This window comes from Pseudogracilibacillus sp. SO30301A, assembly GCF_037072025.1.
Taxonomy (GTDB): Bacteria; Bacillota; Bacilli; order Bacillales; family Amphibacillaceae; genus Pseudogracilibacillus.
In genome coordinates, this window is the sequence record NZ_JAXHDD010000002.1 from 88,760 (window position 1) to 113,013 (window position 24,254).

The window sequence follows — 24,254 nt, forward strand, 5'->3', positions numbered from 1 at the left end:
GCAACTGGGCATTCGCTATTAGGCTTTGCGAACACCCTAGTTTTCTAAAATTGATTTAAGGCTTTTCGTATTATAGAGTAAATTTGGTAATAATCTTTAAAAAATTCCATCATTCCCTTTAGTGAAAGGAGTAGCCCATCATCGCAATTTTATACTTTTTCATTGGCTTATTGGCATCGATATTTGGAGCGCTGGCAGGACTCGGTGGTGGAATTATTATTAAGCCGGTTCTAGACTTTTTTGGTCATTATGAAGTAACAACTATCGGTATTTTATCTGCTGCAACTGTGTTTTCCATGGCTTGTGTTTCCTTGTTAACTTCAATTAAGTCAGATGTTAAAATCCATTTAAAGTCGAGCTTCCTAATAGCAATTGGGTCAATTACTGGCGGTGTGATCGGTAAACTACTATTTAATTATATTGTACGTATTATTGGTATCTCGGATGTTATTACCGTTTTTCAAGATGGGATCATTGCAATATTAATGGTCGTAATTTTTATTCTCGTGAAAAATAAGGAAAAAACTTCGTATAAAGTTGACAGTCAATGTCTCATTTTAGTAATTGGGTTTATTTTAGGAATGATTGCCGCTTTTTTAGGAATTGGTGGAGGTCCTTTTAACGTGGCAATTTTAGCGTTGTTTTTTTCAATGGGAGCCAGAGAAGCAGCACTGAACTCCATCTTTATTATTTTCTTTTCCCAATTGTCATCGCTTCTATTTACAACATTTACAACTGGTTTTAGTGATCTTGATTTAACAATGCTTCCATACATGATTGTAGGTGGAATGTTAGGTGGATTTTTGGGGAGTTTGTTTTCAAAGAAAGTGAACAACCAGTTCGTTGAGAAGATATTTAAGGTTGGTATTATCGCGATTATTTCAGTTAACATATATAATATTGTTAGGTATTTTTTCTATTAAAACAAATATTAGTTGAAAAAGGAGGAGTAATTTTGAAAAAAGAGTTAAGGAGTTTTATTGTAACCGCTTACGCGAAAGCTCCACAAAACACCTCAATGTTTGAAGTATTTAAGTATATTGGTGTAGTTCTTGAAATTGATAGAGAAAGTAGAACGATTATCAATGCAGAATTTACGTTTATTACTGATCTAGCAAAAAATTATTTCAGCAGGTTGGTTATTGGTCATAATATGGATGAAGGTGCAGATAAAATCCTTAAAAAGATTGAAGAAAGCTATTTTGCTCCCTCATCTAATAGTATTATTGTTGCAATAAGGTCGGCGTTTAGAAGATATGAAGAAAGAGCGAAACAAATTTTGGATTAATTACCTTGAAAGTAGAGCTTTTTTTAAAATGAATTTATTGATAATTGCAAATTTTCTTGACAAATGAATTTCAAATAGTTATAATGTAAAAAATACAATAAATACGCAGAAATAACGTTTTTTTAAATATGAGAACCGTAGCCGTTTCTCTTGAATTTTAAAAATACTTAGTTTTTCTGAAAGTATAAGGTCTTTTTAGTCCTTTCTACTTTTGGAATGCTAAGTATTTTTTCTTTTCCAATCACCTTATATTCTCCTTTTTTAATGTGACTAGTTGCTTTTGATAGAAATTGTCCAATTAACTATCTATTTTTGTAGTTACTGGCTGATTGGTAACATGCTACTATTTAGTAAATTAAATTAAGGAGTGGGTTTATTTTGGATATTAAAGAGTTTAGAAATTGTATGGGTCATTTTGCTACTGGTATAACTATTGTTACAAGTGAGACTGAAGCTGGTACACATGGATTTACAGCAAACTCGTTTACTTCTATTTCACTTGATCCAATGCTCGTTTTAGTTTCTGTAGATAGAAAAACGAAAGCGCTAAACATATTAAAAGACAATAATTTTATTGTAAATATACTAAAGCAAAACCAACAGGATATCGCAATGCACTTTGCAGGCCATAAGCAGGATACTGAACCCTTTGAATGGGAGGAGGGATTGTTGGGTAATCGAATTAAAGATTCTTTGGCTTATATAGAGTGTGTGCCTTGGAGGACTTATGATGGGGGTGATCATGTATTGTTTTTAGGCGAAGTTAAAAGTTTTGAATATAGCGGCGGCAAGCCTTTAGCATATTACCGTGGTGAATTTTCTGAGGTTGTAACAAAATAACTAATCTTGTAAAAAAGATACTTCAAAAGAAAGGAGGATTTCTTTGAAGGCAGATCAGTTAGTTTTTGAGAATTTAATTGATTTGAATCCTACCATTGGTAAAATTTCTTTTAATGATAAGCGAATGTCATTAGTATCTACCGAAGCACTAGGATTATTTCGTCGGGACTTAATCAATACACTTGGAATGGAAAGAACAAAAGGTTTTTTGATGCGATATGGTTGGGCTTGTGGTGTAAGAGATGGTAGGGAGATTGCATCCATGTATCATTGGGATTCGATTAAAGAATTGATGTTGGCAGGTCCAGTTCTCCATACATTGCTTGGAGTAGTGACGGCAAATCCGGATAAAATTGAACTTGATGAAGATTATTTGTGTTTTACCGGTACGTGGGAAAATTCGTATGAAGCATTGGAACATATTAGCCATTACGGACACAGTGAAGATAATGGTTGCTGGACACTTGTTGGCTATGCAAGTGGCTATTTGACAGAAACATTTGGTAAGGATGTCATCGCTTATGAGTCACAGTGTATTGGGAGAGGAGACCCTATTTGCCGATTTGTAGCTAAAACATTAGACGTTTATGATACACAAGCTAATAAAATGATGAAATATTACAAGGCAGATTCGATTGATAGAGAACTTAACCGTATCCAAAAAGAACTTTATGAGATTAATCAAAATATCATTGAATCAGATAAAGTCCATCAACAACTTACAAATTTTCTTGTAGAAGATAAAGACATACAGGAAACAACTAGTTTTATAGCAAACATCTTAAATAAGAGTATTGTAATCGATTATTATAACAACATAATTGAGAGTGCTTTTGTTAAAGAAGCAGACAAGCAAAGCTACACAAACTGGACGGATAAATTCGTTTATAAAGAAGAAAAGAAAAATGAAATTCGCACATTTCCCATCCGTACTAATAATGTTAATTTAGGAAGATTAGTTGTAATCAGTAAAGAAAAAATGACAAATCGAGATGAATTGATTATCAACCGAGCCTTAAGTATTTTTACCGTTCAAATGTATCATCAATGGAAAATCACCCAATCTCTATGGAAAAAGAAAGAGAACTTTTTTGAGGAAATGTTAAACAATACTAATGTCAGTCAAAGTCACTTTGAAAAATTTACACATCTATTTCACTTTCATCCAAACCAGTTGAATCGTATACTGTCAATCAAAATAAAATCCAAAACAAAATTAAGAGAAGCAATCCAATATTTAAAAGTAAATTACCTTTTAGGGGGAAAGGACTATTTTATAAATAACGACAATATAATTATAATTTTATCGGAAGAAGAAGCAGAGAATCCAAAGTCGTTTTCTTATAATTTATTGGAAGATTTAAAAGAAAAATTTCAAAATACTCAATTTTATTTAGGAATTGGCAGGTGTGCAAATAATCTCTCGCTTTTACGGGAAAGTTATCAAGACGCAAGTTCTCTCAGCGAATTTAATATGTTAACAAATCCAACAAAAAGTCATATTTCTTCTTATGAAGACATGGGGTCAATCATGATGTTTTTAAAAGGAGTAGATCAAAAGGAGTTAATTGGATTTTATAAAAGAACAATTGGTGAGATCATTAGATATGATGAATTTAATAAATCGGATTATTTGATGACGTTAAAAACATATCTTGATTTTAACGGAAATTTGCAACAAACTGCTGATCGGCTCCATTTATCTATCGCCGGTTTGCGTTATCGAATGGAACGGATAGAAAGTTTTTGTGGAATTGATCTAAAAACTGGAGAAGGGCGCTTCAATTGCCAATTAGCTCTTCAAATTCACTTTGCAATTTCATTAAGAAATGAACAAGCTACCTTTGGATAAGCTTGTTAACCACAAAAAGAGAAAGAAAAACTTTAAATTACAATAGACTTTTGCAGTTACTTATTTCCCAAATTAGGTAGATAATAAAAGCATAAATGAAAGCGCTTTATTATAAAGGAGGAACTTGATTGTCGAACCAAGTAAAAAGACTGCCGATAACAGGGAAAGAATATTTAGAGAGTTTAAAAGATAATCGGGAAATTTGGATTAATGGGGAGCGGGTTAAAGATGTAACAACACATCCAGCTTTTCGCAATGCTGCTAGATCAATCGCTCGTATGTATGATGCTCTTCATGAAGAAAAAACGAAAAACATATTAACAACTGAGACGGATACAGGAAATGGTGGTTACACTCATAAGTTTTTCAGATATGATCAGACGCGGGAAGAACTTGTAAATTCGAGAGATGCAATTGCAGAATGGGCTAAATTAACATATGGCCAAATGGGTAGATCGCCAGATTATAAGGCTGCTTTTTTAGGGACACTGGGAGCAGATCCGGACTATTATGCACCTTATGAAGATAATGCAAGGTTCTGGTATAAAGAAGCACAAGAAAAAAATTGGTATTTTAACCATGCAATAATAAATCCACCAGTAGATCGTAATAAGCCAATGGAAGCAGTTAAGGATGTATTTGTTCGAGCTGAGGAAGAAACAGACGAAGGAATTATTGTCAGTGGTGCAAAAATGGTTGCAACGGGATCTGCTCTTACAAACTATAATTTTGTTGCCCATTATGGTGCCGTTCCGGTTGGTTCTGAAGATATGGCTTTAGTGTTTATTGCACCGATGGATAGTCCAGGAGTTAAACTTATCTGTCGACAGTCATATGAAATGCAGGCAGCAGTAATGGGAAGTCCTTTTGATTATCCATTAAGTAGCCGTTTCGATGAAAATGATTCGGTACTCGTTTTCGACAAAGTGCTTATCCCATGGGAGAATGTTCTTATTTATAAAGATGTCGAAAAAGCAAACAGCTTTTTCCCAGAAAGCGGGTTCTTACATCGTTTTACTTTTCATGGAGTTACTAGACTATCCGTGAAGTTGGATTTTGTAGTTGGGCTTTTAATAAAAGCAGTCCAGACGAACGGCACCGATAAGTTTCGCGGTGTACAAGCAAATGTTGGAGAAGTTATCGCATGGAGGAATATGTTCTGGGCTTTAAGTGATTCAATGGCGATGAATCCAGACCCTGGTCCAAATGGTACATTCCTGCCAAATTTAAACTCTGGTTTATCCTATCGAGTATTTATGTCAGAAGGCTGGCCACAAATAAAGGGAATTATCCAAAATGTAGTTGCAGGGAATTTAATTGTACAGCCTTCTAGTGCATCAGATTTTAAGAATCCTGAGTTAAGACCGTTACTTGATCGATTATATAGGGGATCAAATGATATTACCGCCCATGACAAAATAAAATTAATAAAATTACTCTGGGAAGTTGTTGGATCAGAATATGCAGGTCGTCATGAGCTATATGAAAGAAATTACTCCGGAAACCATGAGAATATCAGGTTAGAAAACTTAGGTGCAGCTCAAGATAGCGGCAATGCCGACAAATATATTGCTTTTGCTGAACAGTGTATGGCCGATTACGATATTGACGGTTGGGTCAATGATACTTGGGTTAATCCAGATGATGTAAATTATTTTAAGGAACAAATGGTCTAGAAATAAGTTCGAAGTGACTGTGATGAGAATCTGTAAAGAAAATGAACTCAATCTTTCGGCGTCTATTTTGACGATTGTTGCTTTTGATGGAATGCATCTTGAACACCAATCTTTAGTTATACAAATGGTCAATACTGCCAAAAAGAAGGGGGTACCGTCCGTCGCCATCGTTTGCATATTTGACCAGCTATCGGGAGCCAACTATCGAAGAAAAAATAGAGTTGAAGAAACAGTATGAAGTAGTTTAAGTCGTAGTTGCTAGGTTTACTAGAGAATATGCTTTAAGAGTTCCGATAGAGTTTATTCACGAGATGAAACAGCTTCACTCCAAAAAAGTAATAATCGGACAAATTTTAAGTTTGGGAAGAATCAACAGGGGGATATCAATTTCTTAACAAAACATTGTAAAGTTATCGTTCAACCTTTCGTTTTGTGAGAGCACAATGAAGTTATCTCTTCAACGAGAATTAGAGAACTAATAAAAGATAAAAAAGTTATACAAGCAGAGACCTTATTAGGTAGGAAAAGCAAAGGAAAAAATTTAGGAGGAGTTAATAATGAGTGAAAAAGTAATTCAAAAAAATGCAAGGGTAGAAGAGGTTTATAACTTATTTGTAAAACATATGAAATCGTTTCTAAAAGAGGCAAATTTAAATCATGAGGAGTATACAAACTTTGTGAACTGGGCTGATCGCTTAGGGAGAGAAGGCGAGCTTCCTCTTTTTGCTGATGTATTCTTCGAGAGTCATGTATTAAGAGCGATGTATACAGATAAGCCAGGTACGCAACCATCCCTTTTAGGCCCCTACTATATCGAAGGATCACCTTTGATAGAGAGAGAGCCTGGAAAACCTTTTGAGTTAACGCAACGACCTGATGAACAAGGAGAACTGTTCTATTTTAAAGGAAATGTAAGTAATGTCGATGGTAAGCCGTTAAAGGATGTAAAAGTTGAAATGTGGCAAAATGATGCCTCTGGAAAATACTCTGGATTTGATTCAGATGCTCCACGATATAATATGAGAGGATATTTTTATACAGACGAAAATGGAGACTTTGAAGTAAAAACTATTGTTCCATTACCGTATTCAATTCCAGACCAAGGACCAACAGGCGAGTTTCTAGACTATATGGGTCAACATCCGATGCGTCCGGCACATCTACATTTTATGTTTGAAGCAGAAGGACATGAAACACTCATTACACAAGTATTCTTTGAGGGCGATGAGTGGCTTGAGACAGATGTTGCAGATGGTGTTCGTCTCGATCTGTTAACGAAACTTGAAGATAAAGGCACACATAAGGAATCCACACTGAACTTTGTAATGCGTAAAGCTTAAATACTGTAGAAGTGGGCTGTCTAAAAAGTGATTTATGATTCTGTTGACAGCTCCTTTTTCATAGGTTAATAGAAATAAGATTAAAGCTTGCAATTTAGCAAGCTTTTGTAGTTGAAATCAATAGATGGAGGTTACTGATGAGTGTGATAAAAATTAACATGATCTATACAGAGCTTTTAGATATCCCGATTAAAAGACCTCACCAATTTTCGACGGAGAAGGTATTAGAAAAAAGCTTTGTATTAATAAAAATTGAATTGAGTAATGGAGTTGTAGGAATAGGAGAGGGTACAACACCTGGTATCTGGTGGAATGGAGAAAGTGTTGAAACGATGAAGCTTGTTATTGATAAATACATCCATCCGCTTTTAATCAATGAAGATATTACTTATATTGAAAGAATATTGCAACGAATGAATAGGCAAATTCGTGCAAATTCTTTTGCAAAGGCAACAGTAGAAATGGCTCTATTCGATGCACTTGGCAAATTATATAAAGTGCCAGTGCATCAATTGTTAGGGGCTCTATATCAAGACAGAGTTCCTGTCCGCTGGGCTCTTGCTACTGGTGAGGATAAAGGAGATATACAAGAAGCAAAAGCTTGTATTGTAAACAACGAATATGTCAATTTTAAAACAAAGTCTGGCAAAGAACCGCCTGAAGATGATGCGAAAAGAAATCTTCGTATAGCGGAAGGAATAAATGGAATATCCTCCATTGGAATTGATCCAAATGGTTCCTGGGATAGAAATACAACAATAAAATGGATGGAACATTTTTTTGAAGCTGGGATTGATTTCCTAGAACAGCCTTTGACACCCTATGATATGGAGGGGGCAGCAATGCTTGTAGATATGAAAAAGGTACCTATCATGGCAGATGAAAGTCTTAGTACTGTTGAGGATGCATATACATTAGCTAAAGAAAAAGCAGCAAATATATTTTCTTTAAAAATTCATAAGTCAGGCGGAATGAAAAACACGATTAAAATTGCAGGTATTGCAGAAGCAGCGGGTATATCTTGTTTTGGAGGGACATCACTTGAAAGTTCTATTGGAACAGCTGCTTGCTTACATGCCTTCGTAACAATTTCAAATTTAGATTTTGGCAGTGAATTATTTGGTCCGAGATGGTTGGCAGATGACCCGGTAAAACAACCATTAACAATAAAGAATGGTTTTATTCATATACCAGATAAACCTGGGCTAGGTGTTGAAATAGATGAAGAAAAGGTAGAAAAGTATCGAAGGAAAGAACAAGGAGAAGTGATTGTATGAGACACTTAAAAGCACCTACTCTTTCATTTTTATGTGATATGGAATTATCTGTTGAAGGAGCACATTTACCTGGGAAAACTCCAATTGGAAATAGAAGAATTATCCGAGTAACAGGTGGGAAATTACGAGGAGAAAAATTAAATGCAGATATTATGCCAGGCGGAGACGATTGGATAACTGTTCAGGATGACGGGACGATTATTCAAGATGTACGCATCCTACTGAAAACCGAAGATAATGCATTAATTTTAATGACGTATCGAGGTATTCGAACGGGATCCAAAGAGGTGCTTGAGCGGTTGGATGCTGGGGAAGAGGTCGACAATAACGAATATTATTTTAGGACAGCACCAATTTTTGAAACAGCCGCTCCAAAGTATGACTGGTTAAACCGTAGAATATTCGTTTCAAACGGAATCAGGCTACCAAATGGAGTTAACTATTCCATTTATACAGTTGAATAAGGATGGGAGGCAGGAAGTGAGGGTGAAGAACTTTATTACAACGAATAAAGGTAGTACTTTTTACATTTTTGATTCACCGGGCAAGAAAGGAACGATAATTGCTGTACATGGTTTAACAGGGAATCATAAACAATTTTATCATTTTCAAAAGGCATTTACTGGGGAATATCGATTTATAAGTTACGATATGAAGGGAAGAGGAAATAGTGATCACGCCTTAGCAGAAACTTCTATTTTTACACATGCAGAAGATTTAGTTGATCTTATTGAAACACTCGAAATTGAACGACCTATTTTAATGGGGTATTCGATGGGTGCTTATCTTTCTGCTCTTGTGGCAAGTCGCCTTCCTCAAGTGGAAGCGTTAATTTTACTGGACGGTGCAGGAGAAGCTGATGAGACTACACGGCAGCTTGTTTTGCCATCATTGAAACGATTGGAAAAAATTTATCCATTTGAACTTGATTATGTCGAGGAAGTAAAAAATCTTTACACAAATTTAAATGTGCAGTGGAACGATGTATTGGCTGAAAATGTGAAATATGACATTAAAAAGGTCAAAAATGGTTGGAAGCATAAATCGAACCCAGGTTTAATTAAACAAGACTTTGAAAGCTTTTATAGATTTGAACCTGATAAGGTGTGTACAAACATTTCTTGTGAAACATTTTTATTAATCGCAACTGGCAAGATTTTAGGTAAATCACCTTTGTTTCAAAATATTGGCTATAACAAAACTAGAGAGGCCATTTCAAATATAGAAGTACATAATACAGATGTTAACCATTATGAGCTTATTTTCAATAAACAGCCTGAAATTATCGAACGAATTAGTAAGTTTTTAACAACTAGAGGGGGAAAATAATGGATTTAAAAAGAATTGAAAAAACCGAGGACGTCATTAAAAAGGTTAAAACAGGTGACACAGTTATGGTTGGTGGATTTGGCCTTATTGGAAGCCCTCTCACATTAATTGATGCACTAATCGAACATAATGCGACTGATTTAACAGTAATAAGTAATAATGTCGGTGAAGCTGGAGAAGGCCTAGGGTTACTGTTAAGACAGGGAAAGATTAAAAAAGCGATTGGTTCTTATTTTACAAGTAATCGGGAAGCGGTGCAATTCTATAATGAGGGCAAATTAGAAATAGAATTACTCCCTCAAGGGACGATGTCTGAGGCAATTCGTGCAGGAGGCGCCGGAATAGGCGGATTTTATACAAAGACGGCTGTCGGGACTGAGCTGGCTAAAGGAAAAGAAACGAAAGTAATTGAAGGAGAAGTATATTTATTTGAAAGATCCTTAAAAGCAGATGTAGCCTTAGTGAAGGCTTTTAAGGCTGATCAAAAAGGAAATCTAGTATATTACAAAACAGCTAGAAATTTTAATCCAAATATGGCAACTGCAGCGAAATTTGTTATTGCGGAAGTAGATGAAATTGTTGAAGAAGGAGAACTTTCACCAGAGGCAATTGTAACACCCCATTTATATGTGGATGCAATAGTAAAAAGTGAGCTCATCTTAACGAAGAAAGGAGTAGTTAAGCGTGAATCCTAAAGAGATAATTGCAAAGCGTACAGCTAAAGAACTAGTCTCCCACTCGGTTGTTAACTTGGGGATTGGCATTCCTACTCTTGTTACTAATTATTTGAACAAAGAAGACTATTATTTACATACTGAAAACGGACTTTTAGGTGTCACGTCTGTTGAGGAAAAGGACATTGATCCACTGCTTGTTAATGCGGGAAAGCTTCCTGTGGGGGAAGCAATTGGCGCATCGTATTTTCATAGTGCAGATTCATTCGCGATGATTCGCGGAGGACATGTAGATGTAGCTGTTCTAGGAGCTCTTCAAGTTGATGAAAGTGGGATTGTTGCAAACTGGGCAGTCCCTGGTAAAGGAATTATTGGTGTTGGAGGTGCGATGGACTTATTGACAGGTGCCAATAAAATAATTATTACGATGGGGCATCTATCAAAAGATAGTTCACCGAAATTTGTAGATAAATGTTCGCTTCCAATTACGTCTACTCGAAAAGCAGATATGATTATTACGGATTTAGCAGTGTTTAAATGGGAAGAAACTGGCTATGAACTTATTGAACTGATGGGAGATACCACTTTAGAAGAAGTAGAGAAAAATACTACGGCAAAATATACCGTACGTGAAGCACTACAAAAGGAGAAAAGCAAATGAGCGAAGTAGTTATTATAGATGCAGTTCGTACCCCAATTGGTAGATATAATGGTGTTTTAAAAGATGTTCGTCCAGATGATTTAGGTGCTGTCGTCATAAAAGCATTGTTAGATAGAAATCCAAACTTACCGGTACAGGAAATTGATGATATTATAATTGGAAACGCAAATGGTGCCGGAGAAGACAACCGTAATGTTGCTCGTATGTCCCTATTGTTAGCAGGGTTACCTCAGAATGTCAGTGGAACGACAATTAACCGTCTTTGTGGATCAGGGCTTGATGCGGTTAGTATGGGAGCTAGATCCATTTTAGCTGGTGAACAAGCTATCGTTATTGCAGGGGGAACGGAAAGTATGACCCGGGCTCCTTTTGTAATGAGGAAACCAGAAGTTGATTTTCCCAGAGGAAATATGGAAATGTTTGATACGACCATTGGCTGGCGTTTTGTCAATCCTAAACTACACGAAATGTACGGTACAGACTCGATGCCCGAAACGGCTGAAAATGTAGCTAAACGATACAATATTTCTCGGGAAGAACAAGATGAATTTGCTCTATTAAGCCAAGAAAAAGCACGAATTGCAATGGAAAACAATCGTTTTAAAGATGAGATTGTTCCTGTCATATATCAAGATCGAAAAGGAAATGACACTTTCGTTGAAGAAGATGAACATCCGCGTCCAACGACAACAATAGAGCAATTAAGTAATTTAAAACCGATATTTTCAGATGGAACTGTTACGGCAGGGAATGCGTCTGGTATTAATGATGGGGCTTCTGCGTTATTATTAATGAGCGCTGCACGGGCAAAAGAACTCGGTTTAACCCCGATTGCTAAATTTATTTCTTCAGCTACAGCGGGAGTAGAGCCTGCTGTTATGGGGCTTGGGCCAATTAATTCGACAAAAAAGTTGATGCAGAAAACAGGATTATCAGCATCCGACTTTGATCTAATTGAACTAAACGAAGCCTTTGCATCTCAATCAATCGAATGCATCAAACAATTAGGTCTAGATCTAGATAAAGTTAATGTAAATGGTGGAGCGATTGCTTTAGGGCATCCCTTAAGTGCAAGTGGAGCAAGAATTTTAACAACACTTGTCCATGAAATGAAGAAACGAGATGCCAAAACTGGTCTAGCAACAATGTGTATTGGAGTCGGGCAAGGAATTTCAGTAATGATTGAAAACTTAGATTAATAAAAAACGTTAAGCAGGAATTCCCTCCTGCTTAACGTTTTCTTATTTAATATCAATTTTGCGCGGTTTGCTCTCTTTACTTTTTGGTAGTTTAATAAGCAAAATGCCGTTTTTATTCTCAGCCATTATTTCATCTGGATTTACATTGTCAGGTAGAGTAAAAGAGCGGTAAAAAGAACCGTAACTTTGCTCAACAACATGCATTTTATTTTCTTCATCTTCTGATTCTGTTTTCTGCTTACGCTCCCCTTTAATAGACATTGTATTTCCTTCTAGTTCAATATTAATGTCCTGTGGATCAACGCCTGGAATTTCTACTTCAACTAAATAATGGTCTTTTTTTTCTTCAATATTACATTTAGGGGTAAAGCCTTGATTCATAAAAGATGGAGTCGGTATAAAGGAATCATTAAAAACACGTGAAAATAATCCGTCTACTTCATTTTTTAAACGTTGGATCGGATGTTCATTTGAGTTCCATGGTTTCATTGATTGCATAATACATTCTCCTTTTAAAATAGTAGTCATAATTATTTTACCACACAAATAATAAATTAAACTTGATAAAATACGATTTTTATTAAGAAATAGTGACATTTAGAGAGAGAACCAAATCTTTTTTTGACTATATGTCTTAAAAGAGTCATTTCAGTTGAATTTTCTATCATTCCTTTTAAAATATATATGGATAAAGTATTTCAAAATAGGAGGAGTTTACCGAATGGAGAAGAAGCAATTCCAAGCTGAATCAAAGCGATTACTTGATTTGATGATTAACTCTATTTATTCGCAAAAAGAAGTGTTTTTACGTGAATTAATTTCAAATTCCAGTGATGCAATCGACAAAATTTACTATAAAACGTTAACTGATGACTCACTTACTTTTAATCGTGAAGATTACTACATAAAAGTAGTACCTAATAAAGAAAACAATACGTTAACCATTTCCGATACAGGAATCGGAATGACGCAAGAAGAATTGGAAGAAAATCTTGGAACAATTGCAAGAAGTGGTTCCCTAGCGTTCAAAGCTGAAAATGAGATGGAAGAAGACTTTGATATTATCGGTCAATTTGGTGTAGGATTTTATGCTGCGTTTATGGTAGCTGATAAAGTAACCGTCGTAAGTAAAGCATTTGGAAGTGACCAAGCTTATAAATGGGAATCAGAAGGTGCAGAAGGATATACGATTCAACCGGCAGAAAAAGCAGCAGTTGGTACTGAAATTACATTAACGTTAAAAGCGGATACGGAAGAAGAAAAATTCAGTGATTTTTTAGAAGAATTCCGTTTACAAGAAATTATCAAAAAGTATTCTGACTTTATTCGTTATCCTATTAAAATGGATGTGACAAAAAGTAAACCGAAAGAAGATAACGAAGAGGAATATGTTGACTATGTGGAAGAAGAAACAATCAACAGCATGGTTCCGATCTGGCGCAAAAATAAAAGTGAATTAACAGACGAAGATTACGAGAATTTTTACCAGGAAAAACATTATGGTTTTGATAAGCCGTTAAAACATATTCATACAAGTGTAGACGGCACCATTCGTTATCATGCAATTTTGTATATCCCTGCAACAATGCCTTTCGATTATTATTCTAAAGAATATGAAAAAGGCCTGGAACTTTACTCTAATGGCGTCTTAATAATGAATAAATGTGCAGATCTTTTACCAGACTATTTCAGTTTCGTAAAAGGAATGGTTGATTCCGAGGATCTGTCGTTAAATATTTCTCGGGAAATGTTACAACATGATCGTCAGCTGAAAATGATTGAGAAAAATATAACCCGAAAAATTAAAACAGAGTTGCAAAACATGCTGAAAAACGATCGAGAAAAATATGTAGAGTTTTACAATGTATTTGGCAGACAGCTTAAATATGGTGTGTACAGTGACTTTGGACAACATAAAGATGTACTACAGGATCTCTTGATGTTTTATTCTTCAACAGAGGAAAAACTCGTTAGCTTAGCTGAATATATATCACGCATGCCCGAAGACCAAAAATATATTTATTATGCAACAGGAGAGTCTAATGAGCGTATCGCAAAACTTCCTCAAACAGAAATGGTTGCAGAAAAAGGCTATGAAATTTTATATTTTACCGAGGATGTCGATGAGTTTGCTATCCGCATGTTGATGAACTATAAAGAAAAAGAATTTAAAAATGTTTCTAGCGGCGATCTTGGTCTAGAATCGGAAGAAGAAAAGAAAGAAGCTGAAAAAGAAGCATCCGATAATAAAGAGTTATTTGAAAAAATGAAGGAAATTTTGTCGGATAAGGTAAAAGAAGTGAAAGCGTCTAAGCGTCTACGTTCACATCCGGTCTGTTTTTCTACTGAGGGCGAAGTTTCCATTGAAATGGAAAAAGTGATGCAACAGATGCCAGATGGACAAGGTGTTAAGGCGGATAAAGTATTAGAGATTAATACGAATCATGATGTATTTAACTCTCTAAAAGATGCTTACGAACAAGATGAAGAAAAATTAAAACTATATACAAATCTACTTTATAATCAAGCAATGCTTATTGAAGGTTTGCCAATCGGTGACCCGGTAGAGTTTACAAATGATATTTGTAAAGTAATGGTTTGATCGAATAGTGACTGAGACAAAGAATGTATGAGTGATAAGAAGAATCCGAACTGGAATATTAGTTCGGATTTTTTCTATTGTCTAGGATTGTGCGGTCAAGAATCCTCCTCATTTCAATGGGGAGATGAATGACAATGACCGCCTTCTTTGTACTAGTTGAATGACTATTGATTATAAATAAACATCATTATACACTATATGAAAATGTTTCAATCACTAGTTATTTAGAGTGCAGTATAATAAATAAATATACTAAAGGGCTAGGTCATTATGGAACCTGTTTTATGGATAGGTGTATTTAGTTGTTTTGCTGCAGCCTTTGCTTTGTTTATTATCAGTAATATGAATAAGAAATAAGGCACGTCTACTTCCTGTTACATTTTTGATTTGTTTACACAATATTTTATTCAAAAACAACCTTATTAGTTTATTAGGTATAAACTTCAGTTGAAAAGAGTCCATACCATTTGATTAAATATTAGGTGGGCAAAAAGAGGTTCATAGTTCTAGGATAAGAATTAATTTTAAGAACATGGTGGTATTGGAAATAGGATATCGTCATGTTATTTATTTTTAAATGACCGATGACTTCATTTGTTTCTAGGAGAACGACGGAAAAAGCTTCAGGATTGTCACCCCTATGTTTTCATCTAAATGCATACATTCTGCTGCTCGAAACTGCGCCGCCTCGAACTTCTTGATCCTTTTTATCCTCCTTTTGAACACGCACTTATAAGCATTTATCTTAATGAAAAATGTTGATAGTATTCAAGTTTAAATGAAACTTTATTCAAAATATGATAGATTAATAGTGTGATAGAACCCTATTCGCATTTGCGAGGGGCTTTTTTAATAGAAAATAGTAGAGAATGGAGAAAAGCATCATTGGCAGAGAGAAAGTTAGACAGAACATTACAAATTAGAACAGTAGGATTAAGAGAATGGGGAAATAAAGCGACTGCATACAACCGGTATGAAGCAACCCCATATAGTGCTTTAGATAAGCTGTTCCAAGTTTACAAGTTTGAAGAGGACGACAGATTAGTTGATTTTGGCTGTGGTCGAGGAAGAGTAACTTTTTATGTTCATAACCAATTTAAAATTCCTGTCACAGGTGTGGAAGCACATGATAAAACGTTTGATGAAGCACTAAAAAATAAACGTACTTATCGAAAAAAAAGACAGCATATTAGAGCCCCAATAACATTGGAATATGCTCTTGCTGAACAATATGAAGTTAATGAGGAAGATAATTGTTTTTATTTTTTTAACCCTTTTTCATTAAAAATTTTTAAGAGTGTTATAGGTAATATATTGAAGTCAGTTAAAAGAAATCGGAGGACAGTGGAGCTGATATTGTATTATCCACTTCCAGAATTTAAAGAATTTCTACATTTGAGCACTCCCTTTGAAATGATTAATAAAATAAAAGTTCCCGGTGATCACGGGAAATATGGAAAGTTTGTCATTTATCGAGTATATTAGTTTTTTGAGAGTCGGTGAGAAAATTGTTGAACTTTGTTAAGCTTGTTATTCAGATTGGTGTATTGTTTGGTGTTTATTCTATCGGTGCATGGATTCAGCAATATTTTAATTTATTTATTCCTGGAAGTGTTATCGGGCTTGTATTGATGTTTACTTTATTAACAACAGGGATATTAAAAGCAAATTGGATTGAAAAAGGTGCTAGATTTATGATTAATCATCTTGTTCTTTTTTTCATTCCGGCTACAGTTGGGGTGTTAAATTACTATGATTTATTTAAAGGAAAAGGAATACTTCTTATAGTCATAACAGTAGTCAGTACATTATTTGTTATGTTGTCTTCTGGGGTAACGAGCCAAATGCTTGCTAAAGAAAGGGATATTAGTAATGAATGACTTTATAATTATAGCTTTAGTTATTATTGGAACAATTATCGCTTATTTATTTGCTAAATGGCTGTATAAAAGAATATACACGCCTTTATTACTCCCTGTTGCTGTCGCTACGTTTGTCATCATTATTTTTCTAATTATTTTTAATATATCTTATGACACATATATGATTGGTGGAGAATGGATCAATGCATTCTTAGGACCGGCTGTAGTCGCTTTGGCTTTCCCTCTTTACCAAAACCGGGAGATATTAAAAAAACTGTTAGCTCCCTTGCTAGTTGGTTCGGTTGTTGGATCATTTATTGGGGTGATAACTGGTGCTTTGTTGACCAAGGTTCTCGGATTTAATGAAGAGATGATATACTCGATTACACCAAAATCAGTTACAACACCTGTTGCAATGGATATTAGTGCTTCTTTAGGCGGGATTGATTCGTTAGCAGCAGTTTTTGTGATGATAGCGGGAATATCTGGGGCTATGTTTAGTACATATGTATTTAACGTTTCTCGGTTAACAAATCCAGTCGGTCGTGGTGTCGGGTTGGGATCTGCTTCACATGCCGTTGGAACAGCTAAAGCGCTGGAAAATAGCCAATTGGAGGGATCCATTAGTACGATTTCTATGATATTGAGTGCGGTGTTTGTTTCTGTCATTACGCCGTTTGTAAGTTTACTTTTCATATAAAAAACAACTGGCATAGATTCATACCAGTTGTTTTTTCTGTTTTTAGTGACGCTTTTGCAACCAAAGTACACCAGATTTTGTAAGACGTGGAAGCAGTCCAGTTATGGATTGGGAGAACATGCTTCCAAATCCATCCGATTTCCCTAGAGATCCTAGTGTTCCCCGTAACCTTATTTCTTTTGGTTCTTTTGGCTGTTTTCCGTCTAAAATATCTTCTAGAATAACTGCAACTTGCTCTCCTTGTTGACCAGCCAATTGTCCACTAGGTGAATAATGGGAAGAAGCATTATCACCAATTACATAAATATTTTCATTTCCTGGCACTTGGAAAAATTTATTGACAACAATTTTATTTTGATTATCTTTTTGAAAAGGTAATTCTCTTACTATACGGTGTGGTTGAACTCCTGCCGTCCAAATTGTAACATCGTTTACATAACAAATACCGTTATTACACACACCATCTTTTTCAACATATTCTACATTAGCATGATGCAGCACTTCGACATCATTTTTAACAAACCAATCGGCGACATGTGCTTGAATTTTAGGATCAAATGCACGCAAGACAGACCCACCTCTATCTAATAAGCGAATATTTAAATCGGGTCTACTCTCCCTGATTTCTGAAGCTACCTCAATACCACTTAGTCCTGCACCAACAACTGAAACTTTACCATAGGCACCTAGATTACCGACAGCGAGTCCAGCATGTCTAGCTTTTGAAAAACTTTGTACACTTTCTGTATATTCTTCTGCACCTTCAATTCCATGATAAGCATCTTCACAGCCTAAAGCGATCACCAAATAGTCATAGGTAACAATCGTGCTTTTATCCCTAAAATAAACTTCTTGCTTTTCATAATTAATTGATCTAATATCTCCGAATTCATAATGCACTTGATCATGGACAGGAAATTCTGTTCTAACATTTATATCTGCTGCTGTTCCTGCTACAATCGTATGAAATTCTGTTTTATAAGAATGATACGGATTTTTATCAATTACAATTAGTTGTACGTCTTCTGGTAAAGCAGTACCCAAAAGTCCTGTCAATACTTTTATCCCACCGTATCCTCCGCCTAATATGACTAACTTTTTCATAATAAGACCTCCGCATTATTTTGCCTGAAAATCTCGCCTTTCCTACTTTTAAGATTACCAAATTCGTAAAGAAAAAACTAGAAAAAGTATATCAACTAATAATCATCAACTGTACCATTCGGCTACTTTTTCGTCTTTAGGAAGTAAGTATGTTAAAAATCCTAGTAATGGTAATAAAGAAACAAATATCATCGTTGGAAATAGACCAATCCAGTCGATAAGGGATCCAAGTGCAACTGATCCGATGGCGCCCATCCCAAATGCTAGACCGACAATGAGTCCAGACATTGTACCTATTTTCCCTGGTACTAATTCCTGTGCATATACGACCGTTACGGAAAAGCTCGACATAATAAAAAGTCCGACTAAGCTTAATAGACCAATAGCGATTATTTGATTTACATAAGGCAATAAAATAGCTAATGGAGCAGGTATAATATACGAGAAAAGAATAACATTCCGCTTTCCGAAACGATCTGCTAAAGGACCACCGATAAATGTACCAACAGCACCCATAAATAAAAAGGTAAACGTATAAATTTGCGCTTTTGCGATGGTAAGTTCATAGGAATCAATTGCGTAAAATGCATAGAAATTAGAAATGGCATTTTGATACCAAGAACGTGCAAACACGATAAAAATGAGCACGATTAAAGCAAATCTGATTGCTTTTTTTGGTGCTTTGCTGGAGCGATTTTCAAGTTTTCTTTTCTGGTTGGTACTATATGTAATCATTTGTTTCCTGTACCAATTTGCAATATAAAATAAAAATAAGACTGCTAGTCCTGCCACTAAAGTAAACCAAATGGCACCGAACTGACCAAGAGGAACAAGGACAAGTGCGGTAATGAGCGGAGCTAACGCTTGTCCTGTATTACCGCCAACTTGGAAAATGCTTTGTGACAGTCCCCTTCTTGGACCAGCCGCTAAAAAGGCAACCCTCGATCCTTCTGGATGAAATGTTGCCGAACCAATTCCAATAAAAAAAACACTGATTAAGATCATGACAAAGTTCGGTGCAAAAGCCAGTCCGAGCATTCCAACCATACTAAAAGAAAGACCGATCGGTAATGCATATGGCATTGGGCGTTTATCAGTATACATCCCTATTACAGGTTGCATGACAGAAGCTACCATATTTAACGTAAAAGCAATTAAACCAAGTTGGGTAAAAGTCAATCCTAATGATTGCTCCAATATAGGAAACATAGCAGGAATTACCGATTGCAGAGAATCATTTAATAAGTGACACATTCCAATTATAAAGAGGATCGAATAAACAGTTTTGTTTTCACTCTTCCCAATAAACTGTTTCGATTGTGACTTTGTAGTTGTATTCATAATCAGCCTTCTTTCAGATGAGTCGTTGCATTATGAAATATATCATATTTGTCACGTTTTTGTCACTTTTTGTTTTTGTTTATTTATTTGTCGATATATATAGAGGAAAAGATTGAATAAATAAGGTATTTTATCGATCCTTGATGTGGTATGATGTTATGGGAGCAGTTTTAAGATATTTATAAAAGAGGGTTAAAAAAGTAATGAATAATTCAATATATAGTCTCACCTTTGATCAGCTTACCAATTGGTTAGTTGAGTCAGGTGAAAAAAAGTTTCGAGCAGAGCAGATTTGGGACTGGTTATATAAAAAACGAGTAACACGTTTTGAAGATATGAAAAACTTGAATAAAAGTTGCCTCGAACTATTAGAAGAGAACTTTATCATCCAATCAATGGATGTCGAATTACAACAAGAATCTGCAGATGGTACGATTAAATTTTTGTTTAAGTTAACAGACGGGAATTTAATTGAGACAGTGATGATGCGTCATCATTACGGTCTATCTGTTTGTGTAACGACACAAGTTGGCTGTAATATAGGATGCACGTTTTGTGCAAGTGGTATTTTAGCAAAAAATCGTGACCTAACTGGCGGAGAAATTGTCGAACAAATTATGAAGGTACAGATGTTTTTAGATGAACGTAAGAAAGACGAACGTGTAAGTCATATTGTTGTGATGGGGATTGGCGAACCTTTTGATAACTTTACAAACCTCGTCAATTTTTTAAATGTAGTAAATGACCAAAAAGGATTGTCGATTGGTGCAAGGCATATTACTGTATCAACAAGTGGACTTGCACATAAAATATATGAGTTTGCCGACCTTGGGCTTCAAGTTAATTTAGCTATCTCATTACATGCACCAAATGATGATCTAAGAACAAGTATTATGAAAATAAACCGCGCATTTCCAATAAAAAAATTAATGGATGCCATCGATTATTATTTAGATAAGAAGAATCGTCGAATTACGTTTGAGTATATTTTGCTAAAAGAAGTGAACGATGATAAAGAACATGCAGTGGAACTTGCAAATCTACTGCATAATAAACGTCATTTATCTTATGTGAACCTAATTCCGTATAACCCAGTTAATGAACATATTCAATATGAGCGTAGTACTCCAGAAGCGATACAAACTTTTGAAGAAATACTCCAGACACGAGGAATTAATTGTGGAGTACGATTAGAACAAGGAACAGATATCGATGCGGCTTGTGGGCAATTACGTAGTAAACAAATGAATAAACGAAATGCAGGGTAACTGTAATTCAACAAAAATCTATTGTATTCGCTTATTGCGGGTGGAATAGATTTTTTGTTTTTTCTCACGTCGCCGATAAATTCATCAAACCCGAACCCGCCGATAAATTTGTAAAACCGCCGTTATATTCATCGAACCTTTTAAGCCGATAAAATTTTGGATTCGCCGTTATATTCAAAAAAACGCCGAATTATTACCGAAAGATTGCACAAGCGCTGCTGATTTATTTTATTGCTGATGAAGAGAATTTGGGTTTATTACTAGACTAATCCAAAGATAATTTACTTAGGGGATTAGCTATCCCCTTCTTGTAACTTTTTTTCTAATACGGGCTTTAGTTCATCATCAAGTGTTTCGTCTGCCATTTTTACTTTTGCTCGATAGGCAGCACGAAGTACGAGATGCCCGGATACAGGTGCGGTCATGAACACGAAAACAATACCGAGGATAAGTCGTATGCTCATAAACCCTTCACCAAGCCATACATAAATAAACGTACCGACCAATGTAATAAGTACTGCTAAGGTTGTCGTTTTTGTAGCTGCATGAGCGCGAGTATAAACATCGTTAAATCGGATAATGCCAATGGCACTGATTACACTAATAATGCTACCAAGTAATATTAAAAGAGCCGCAATAAGTTCAAAGATCTCGTTTCCGTTCAATGATGACACCTCTTTCTAGAAATTTAGAAAAAGAAATAGTACTTATAAAAGCAAGTATTCCTAAAACGAGAATAACATCATAAAAAGCACGAGTTTGAAAAAGGATCGAGATAATAGCCATCGATGAAATTAAATTAACCCCAAAAACATCCATTGCGAGAACTCGATCGGGGAATGTGGGACCAATTAGTATACGTAAAAATGTGATTGAAATTGCGATCCCGAATAAGACTAAAGATATAGTAAGTATAGTTTCAATCATTATCTCGTTACCTCCATGATTGCTTTTTCAAACACTTTTAATGAACGTTCTAAATCACTTTTATATCTTTTTATATCCATTGCATGAATGTAAAATACATTTCCTTCTTCATTTACTTCCATCACGACAGAACCAGGGGTAAGTGTAAGTAGAAGAGCAAGCGTTGTTACTTCCCGGTCACTATGCAAAATGGTTTTGTATTTAAAAATACCTGGTTCAATGTCGATTTTGGGACTTAGAATATGTTTAATAACAACGACACTAGATTGCAAAATTTCAGAAATGAAGATAAGAATCAACTTTATTACAGATATAACACGTCGTAAATAAAACTGACCACCAAAAAAACGCCGCATAATCCAGACGATGAAACTACCGATGATAAAACCGGTCATAACCGTTTGAATTCGAAGAACAGTCTCATCTTTTAATAAGACCCATAGAACCATAATAAATAAATTTAATAAAAATTGTTCCGCCACGTTGTCACACTCCAATCATTGTTTATCGGACATAATGGCATCAATATAAATAGAAGGATTTGTTAACGTTTCTGCTGCATTGGAAAGATAAGGCGCGATTCCTTCTGCTCCAAGTCCAAGTGCAAATGTAATGACAACAAAAAGAGCACTCGGTAGAACAAGCTTTTTATTCAAAGGAATTTCTTCTTCTTCACTGATAATGGTCTCTCCCCAAAAACAACTCATGAAAACTCGTAATAAGGAGTATAGTACAACTAAACCAGATGCAAAACTTAGTCCAAGTAATACGTATGATCCCGTCGCAATAGCGGCTTCTCCAATGAGAACTTTTCCGAGAAAGCCACTTAACGGTGGAATCCCTGTTAACGATAATAGGGCAATGAAAAACATCCAACCTAAAACAGGGTAATTTCGGATTAATCCACTCATTTCATCTAACTTTTCTGTCTTCGTTAAGTAAATCATTGTTCCAGCTAATAAAAACAGCAATGCTTTTAGAAACATATCGTGAATTAAATAAAATATAGCTCCTTCAATCGCTGTAGAAGTCATAATTGCCAGTCCAACTAGAATAAAACCTATCGCAATGACGACATTGTAAGCTACAATTTGTCTAATATTCGTATAAGCGACTGCACCTATACAGCCACCGACTATAGTAATACCCGCCATTACTCCAATAATAGTATGTGTAATTTGTTGGTTATGATAAAACAATAGCGAAAAGACACGGAATAAGGCGTAAACACCTACCTTTGTCAGTAAAGCACCAAATAAAGCTGCAATCGCTGTTGGAGGTGTGCTGTAGGAACCTGGTAGCCATTGATATAATACTAGTCCACTCTTTAAACTGAATACAATTAGGAATAAAAAGCTAATGACGGTTAATCCTGGCGTCTGTCCTACTTCAGCGATTCTTTGCGATAAATGCGCCATATTTAGTGTACCTAATGTACCATATAAATAAGCGATAGCGATTAAAAATAAGGAAGAAGATACGACATTGATGGCAATATATTTTATTGCTTCTTTCAATTGGAGTGTTGAGCCACCTAATGTAATCAGAACATATGAAGCGAGTAACATAACTTCAAACGTAACAAATAAATTAAAAATATCCCCGGTTAAAAATGAACCATTAACACCGGCAACTAAAAAATTAACGAAGGAATAAAAGTAATATTTCTCTCTTTTTAAACCGATTGTGGGCATCGCATAAAGAACGCAAATTGCACTAACAATGTTTGTTGTAATAACAAGTAACATAGCGAAAGAATCGGCTACAAACAAAATGCCAAATGGCGGGATCCACCCACCAAAATCTAATGTAATAATTCCCTCCGATTGTATCCGCTCCAAAATATAAAAACTAATAATAGCATTAACAAGTAAAGACCCAAAAGTAATCCAACGTTGATGAACAATATATGATCGAAAGAAAACAAGTAATACACCTACAAGCAGAGGGAGCGCCATCGGCAAAACAATCAGGTTACTCATGACGGTACCCCCGCATCTTATTTAAATCATCAGTTTGAGTTCTTTTATAAAGTTGATAGGCAAGCACTAGAAAAAATGCTGTTACGGCAAAGCTTATAACTATGGAAGTTAGTATTAATGCTTGCGGCAAGGCATCGACATAAGATGTTTTGTCCTTATCAATAATTGGTACATTTTTTCCTTTAAAGCTTCCCATTGCCATAATAAGTAAATGTACACCATGAGTTAATACGGCTGTACCAAGTATCACTCTAATTAAATTTTTAGATAATAGTAAATAAGTTGCAACTGTTACCAAGACCCCTGCAACAATAATAATTAATGTTTCCATC

At 35.3% G+C, this 24,254-nt stretch carries 26 protein-coding genes; 18 read left to right on the plus strand and 8 right to left on the minus strand.

Annotated features, from left to right (window positions below; genetic code table 11):
* Positions 1 to 146 precede the first annotated feature (146 nt).
* From SPD89_RS02200 to SPD89_RS02260, 13 genes are all read left to right on the plus strand, one after another.
* Positions 147 to 923 carry a sulfite exporter TauE/SafE family protein gene (locus tag SPD89_RS02200; protein WP_336260424.1) on the plus strand — a complete coding sequence of 259 codons (777 nt, stop codon included), beginning with the start codon at positions 147 to 149 and terminating at the stop codon, positions 921 to 923.
* A 32-nt stretch (positions 924 to 955) separates the two neighbouring features.
* Entirely contained in the window at positions 956 to 1,288 is a 333-nt protein-coding gene (locus SPD89_RS02205; RefSeq protein WP_336260323.1) for a DUF3870 domain-containing protein, read from the plus strand.
* 378 nt (positions 1,289 to 1,666) lie between these two features.
* Complete coding sequence (locus SPD89_RS02210; protein WP_336260324.1) at positions 1,667 to 2,128, plus strand: flavin reductase family protein; 462 nt, start codon at positions 1,667 to 1,669, stop codon at positions 2,126 to 2,128.
* Between the two features lie 43 nt (positions 2,129 to 2,171).
* Positions 2,172 to 3,980: a XylR N-terminal domain-containing protein gene (locus SPD89_RS02215; protein ID WP_336260325.1), complete on the plus strand. Its 1,809-nt coding sequence runs from the start codon at positions 2,172 to 2,174 to the stop codon at positions 3,978 to 3,980.
* A gap of 128 nt (positions 3,981 to 4,108) precedes the next feature.
* Complete coding sequence (locus SPD89_RS02220) at positions 4,109 to 5,656, plus strand: 4-hydroxyphenylacetate 3-hydroxylase N-terminal domain-containing protein (protein WP_336260326.1); 1,548 nt, start codon at positions 4,109 to 4,111, stop codon at positions 5,654 to 5,656.
* Positions 5,657 to 5,678: 22 nt separating this feature from the next.
* Positions 5,679 to 5,894: a hypothetical protein gene (locus SPD89_RS02225; protein ID WP_336260327.1), complete on the plus strand. Its 216-nt coding sequence runs from the start codon at positions 5,679 to 5,681 to the stop codon at positions 5,892 to 5,894.
* A 319-nt stretch (positions 5,895 to 6,213) separates the two neighbouring features.
* Positions 6,214 to 6,996: a dioxygenase family protein gene (locus SPD89_RS02230; RefSeq protein WP_336260328.1), complete on the plus strand. Its 783-nt coding sequence runs from the start codon at positions 6,214 to 6,216 to the stop codon at positions 6,994 to 6,996.
* 137 nt (positions 6,997 to 7,133) lie between these two features.
* Positions 7,134 to 8,273, plus strand: coding sequence for a muconate/chloromuconate family cycloisomerase (locus tag SPD89_RS02235; protein WP_336260329.1), 1,140 nt, complete (start codon positions 7,134 to 7,136; stop codon positions 8,271 to 8,273).
* Positions 8,270 to 8,737 (plus strand): DUF3237 domain-containing protein, encoded by a 468-nt coding sequence (locus tag SPD89_RS02240; protein WP_336260330.1) that lies wholly within the window; start codon positions 8,270 to 8,272, stop codon positions 8,735 to 8,737. Before SPD89_RS02235 ends, SPD89_RS02240 begins: the two co-directional genes overlap by 4 nt.
* Positions 8,738 to 8,753: 16 nt before the next feature.
* A complete protein-coding gene (locus SPD89_RS02245) occupies positions 8,754 to 9,602 on the plus strand; it encodes an alpha/beta hydrolase (protein WP_336260331.1) in 849 nt (282 codons plus the stop codon).
* A complete protein-coding gene (locus SPD89_RS02250) occupies positions 9,602 to 10,297 on the plus strand; it encodes a CoA transferase subunit A (protein WP_336260332.1) in 696 nt (231 codons plus the stop codon). Before SPD89_RS02245 ends, SPD89_RS02250 begins: the two co-directional genes overlap by 1 nt.
* Positions 10,287 to 10,937, plus strand: coding sequence for a 3-oxoacid CoA-transferase subunit B (locus tag SPD89_RS02255; RefSeq protein ID WP_336260333.1), 651 nt, complete (start codon positions 10,287 to 10,289; stop codon positions 10,935 to 10,937). Before SPD89_RS02250 ends, SPD89_RS02255 begins: the two co-directional genes overlap by 11 nt.
* A complete protein-coding gene (locus tag SPD89_RS02260; protein WP_336260334.1) occupies positions 10,934 to 12,136 on the plus strand; it encodes a 3-oxoadipyl-CoA thiolase in 1,203 nt (400 codons plus the stop codon). The genes SPD89_RS02255 and SPD89_RS02260 overlap by 4 nt, the downstream gene beginning before the upstream one ends.
* A gap of 42 nt (positions 12,137 to 12,178) precedes the next feature.
* On the opposite strand, the gene SPD89_RS02265 is transcribed toward SPD89_RS02260, so the two are convergent.
* Entirely contained in the window at positions 12,179 to 12,634 is a 456-nt protein-coding gene (locus SPD89_RS02265; RefSeq protein ID WP_336260335.1) for an Hsp20/alpha crystallin family protein, read from the minus strand.
* Between the two features lie 223 nt (positions 12,635 to 12,857).
* Between SPD89_RS02265 and htpG the strand changes: the two genes are divergently transcribed.
* From htpG to SPD89_RS02285, 4 genes are all read left to right on the plus strand, one after another.
* Entirely contained in the window at positions 12,858 to 14,738 is a 1,881-nt protein-coding gene (gene htpG / locus SPD89_RS02270; RefSeq protein ID WP_336260336.1) for a molecular chaperone HtpG, read from the plus strand.
* An 885-nt stretch (positions 14,739 to 15,623) separates the two neighbouring features.
* Positions 15,624 to 16,223: an SAM-dependent methyltransferase gene (locus tag SPD89_RS02275; RefSeq protein ID WP_336260337.1), complete on the plus strand. Its 600-nt coding sequence runs from the start codon at positions 15,624 to 15,626 to the stop codon at positions 16,221 to 16,223.
* Positions 16,224 to 16,249: 26 nt separating this feature from the next.
* The gene (locus SPD89_RS02280) at positions 16,250 to 16,618 is read left to right on the plus strand and encodes a CidA/LrgA family protein (RefSeq protein ID WP_336260338.1); all 369 of its coding nucleotides are present in this window, start codon (positions 16,250 to 16,252) and stop codon (positions 16,616 to 16,618) included.
* A complete protein-coding gene (locus SPD89_RS02285; RefSeq protein ID WP_336260339.1) occupies positions 16,611 to 17,300 on the plus strand; it encodes an LrgB family protein in 690 nt (229 codons plus the stop codon). Before SPD89_RS02280 ends, SPD89_RS02285 begins: the two co-directional genes overlap by 8 nt.
* Before the next feature lie 42 nt (positions 17,301 to 17,342).
* Here the strand turns inward: SPD89_RS02285 and SPD89_RS02290 are convergent, their stop codons facing one another.
* Both SPD89_RS02290 and SPD89_RS02295 read right to left on the minus strand, forming a co-directional pair.
* Positions 17,343 to 18,404 carry an NAD(P)/FAD-dependent oxidoreductase gene (locus tag SPD89_RS02290; protein WP_336260340.1) on the minus strand — a complete coding sequence of 354 codons (1,062 nt, stop codon included), beginning with the start codon at positions 18,402 to 18,404 and terminating at the stop codon, positions 17,343 to 17,345.
* Positions 18,405 to 18,509: 105 nt separating this feature from the next.
* Positions 18,510 to 19,745, minus strand: coding sequence for an MFS transporter (locus SPD89_RS02295; protein WP_336260341.1), 1,236 nt, complete (start codon positions 19,743 to 19,745; stop codon positions 18,510 to 18,512).
* Positions 19,746 to 19,948: 203 nt separating this feature from the next.
* Between SPD89_RS02295 and rlmN the strand changes: the two genes are divergently transcribed.
* Entirely contained in the window at positions 19,949 to 21,013 is a 1,065-nt protein-coding gene (rlmN, locus tag SPD89_RS02300; protein ID WP_336260342.1) for a 23S rRNA (adenine(2503)-C(2))-methyltransferase RlmN, read from the plus strand.
* A gap of 293 nt (positions 21,014 to 21,306) precedes the next feature.
* On the opposite strand, the gene SPD89_RS02305 is transcribed toward rlmN, so the two are convergent.
* The 5 genes from SPD89_RS02305 to SPD89_RS02325 are packed head-to-tail and all read right to left on the minus strand — an operon-like array spanning position 21,307 to position 24,253.
* Positions 21,307 to 21,678: a Na+/H+ antiporter subunit G gene (locus tag SPD89_RS02305; protein WP_336260343.1), complete on the minus strand. Its 372-nt coding sequence runs from the start codon at positions 21,676 to 21,678 to the stop codon at positions 21,307 to 21,309.
* Positions 21,656 to 21,940 (minus strand): Na(+)/H(+) antiporter subunit F1, encoded by a 285-nt coding sequence (locus tag SPD89_RS02310; RefSeq protein WP_336260344.1) that lies wholly within the window; start codon positions 21,938 to 21,940, stop codon positions 21,656 to 21,658. Before SPD89_RS02310 ends, SPD89_RS02305 begins: the two co-directional genes overlap by 23 nt.
* Positions 21,940 to 22,422 carry a Na+/H+ antiporter subunit E gene (locus SPD89_RS02315; RefSeq protein WP_336260345.1) on the minus strand — a complete coding sequence of 161 codons (483 nt, stop codon included), beginning with the start codon at positions 22,420 to 22,422 and terminating at the stop codon, positions 21,940 to 21,942. Before SPD89_RS02315 ends, SPD89_RS02310 begins: the two co-directional genes overlap by 1 nt.
* 15 nt (positions 22,423 to 22,437) lie before the next feature.
* Positions 22,438 to 23,922: a Na+/H+ antiporter subunit D gene (locus SPD89_RS02320; RefSeq protein ID WP_336260346.1), complete on the minus strand. Its 1,485-nt coding sequence runs from the start codon at positions 23,920 to 23,922 to the stop codon at positions 22,438 to 22,440.
* Positions 23,915 to 24,253, minus strand: a complete 339-nt coding sequence (locus SPD89_RS02325) for a Na(+)/H(+) antiporter subunit C (protein WP_336260425.1) — start codon at positions 24,251 to 24,253, stop codon at positions 23,915 to 23,917. The genes SPD89_RS02320 and SPD89_RS02325 overlap by 8 nt, the downstream gene beginning before the upstream one ends.
* Between the last annotated feature and the right edge of the window lies 1 nt (position 24,254).

Bases quoted from the DNA above. Each gene is read 5' to 3' on its own strand.
- SPD89_RS02295 (WP_336260341.1), bottom strand. From the start codon at position 19,745: ATGAATACAACTACAAAGTCACAATCGAAACAGTTTATTGGGAAGAGT.
- SPD89_RS02240 (WP_336260330.1), top strand. From the start codon at position 8,270: ATGAGACACTTAAAAGCACCTACTCTTTCATTTTTATGTGATATGGAA.
- SPD89_RS02310 (WP_336260344.1), bottom strand. From the start codon at position 21,940: ATGATTGAAACTATACTTACTATATCTTTAGTCTTATTCGGGATCGCA.
- SPD89_RS02325 (WP_336260425.1), bottom strand. From the start codon at position 24,253: ATGGAAACATTAATTATTATTGTTGCAGGGGTCTTGGTAACAGTTGCA.
- SPD89_RS02250 (WP_336260332.1), top strand. From the start codon at position 9,602: ATGGATTTAAAAAGAATTGAAAAAACCGAGGACGTCATTAAAAAGGTT.
- SPD89_RS02285 (WP_336260339.1), top strand. From the start codon at position 16,611: ATGAATGACTTTATAATTATAGCTTTAGTTATTATTGGAACAATTATC.
- htpG (WP_336260336.1), top strand. From the start codon at position 12,858: ATGGAGAAGAAGCAATTCCAAGCTGAATCAAAGCGATTACTTGATTTG.
- SPD89_RS02320 (WP_336260346.1), bottom strand. From the start codon at position 23,922: ATGAGTAACCTGATTGTTTTGCCGATGGCGCTCCCTCTGCTTGTAGGT.
- rlmN (WP_336260342.1), top strand. From the start codon at position 19,949: ATGAATAATTCAATATATAGTCTCACCTTTGATCAGCTTACCAATTGG.
- SPD89_RS02260 (WP_336260334.1), top strand. From the start codon at position 10,934: ATGAGCGAAGTAGTTATTATAGATGCAGTTCGTACCCCAATTGGTAGA.
- SPD89_RS02235 (WP_336260329.1), top strand. From the start codon at position 7,134: ATGAGTGTGATAAAAATTAACATGATCTATACAGAGCTTTTAGATATC.
- SPD89_RS02225 (WP_336260327.1), top strand. From the start codon at position 5,679: ATGAGAATCTGTAAAGAAAATGAACTCAATCTTTCGGCGTCTATTTTG.
- SPD89_RS02265 (WP_336260335.1), bottom strand. From the start codon at position 12,634: ATGCAATCAATGAAACCATGGAACTCAAATGAACATCCGATCCAACGT.
- SPD89_RS02290 (WP_336260340.1), bottom strand. From the start codon at position 18,404: ATGAAAAAGTTAGTCATATTAGGCGGAGGATACGGTGGGATAAAAGTA.
- SPD89_RS02230 (WP_336260328.1), top strand. From the start codon at position 6,214: ATGAGTGAAAAAGTAATTCAAAAAAATGCAAGGGTAGAAGAGGTTTAT.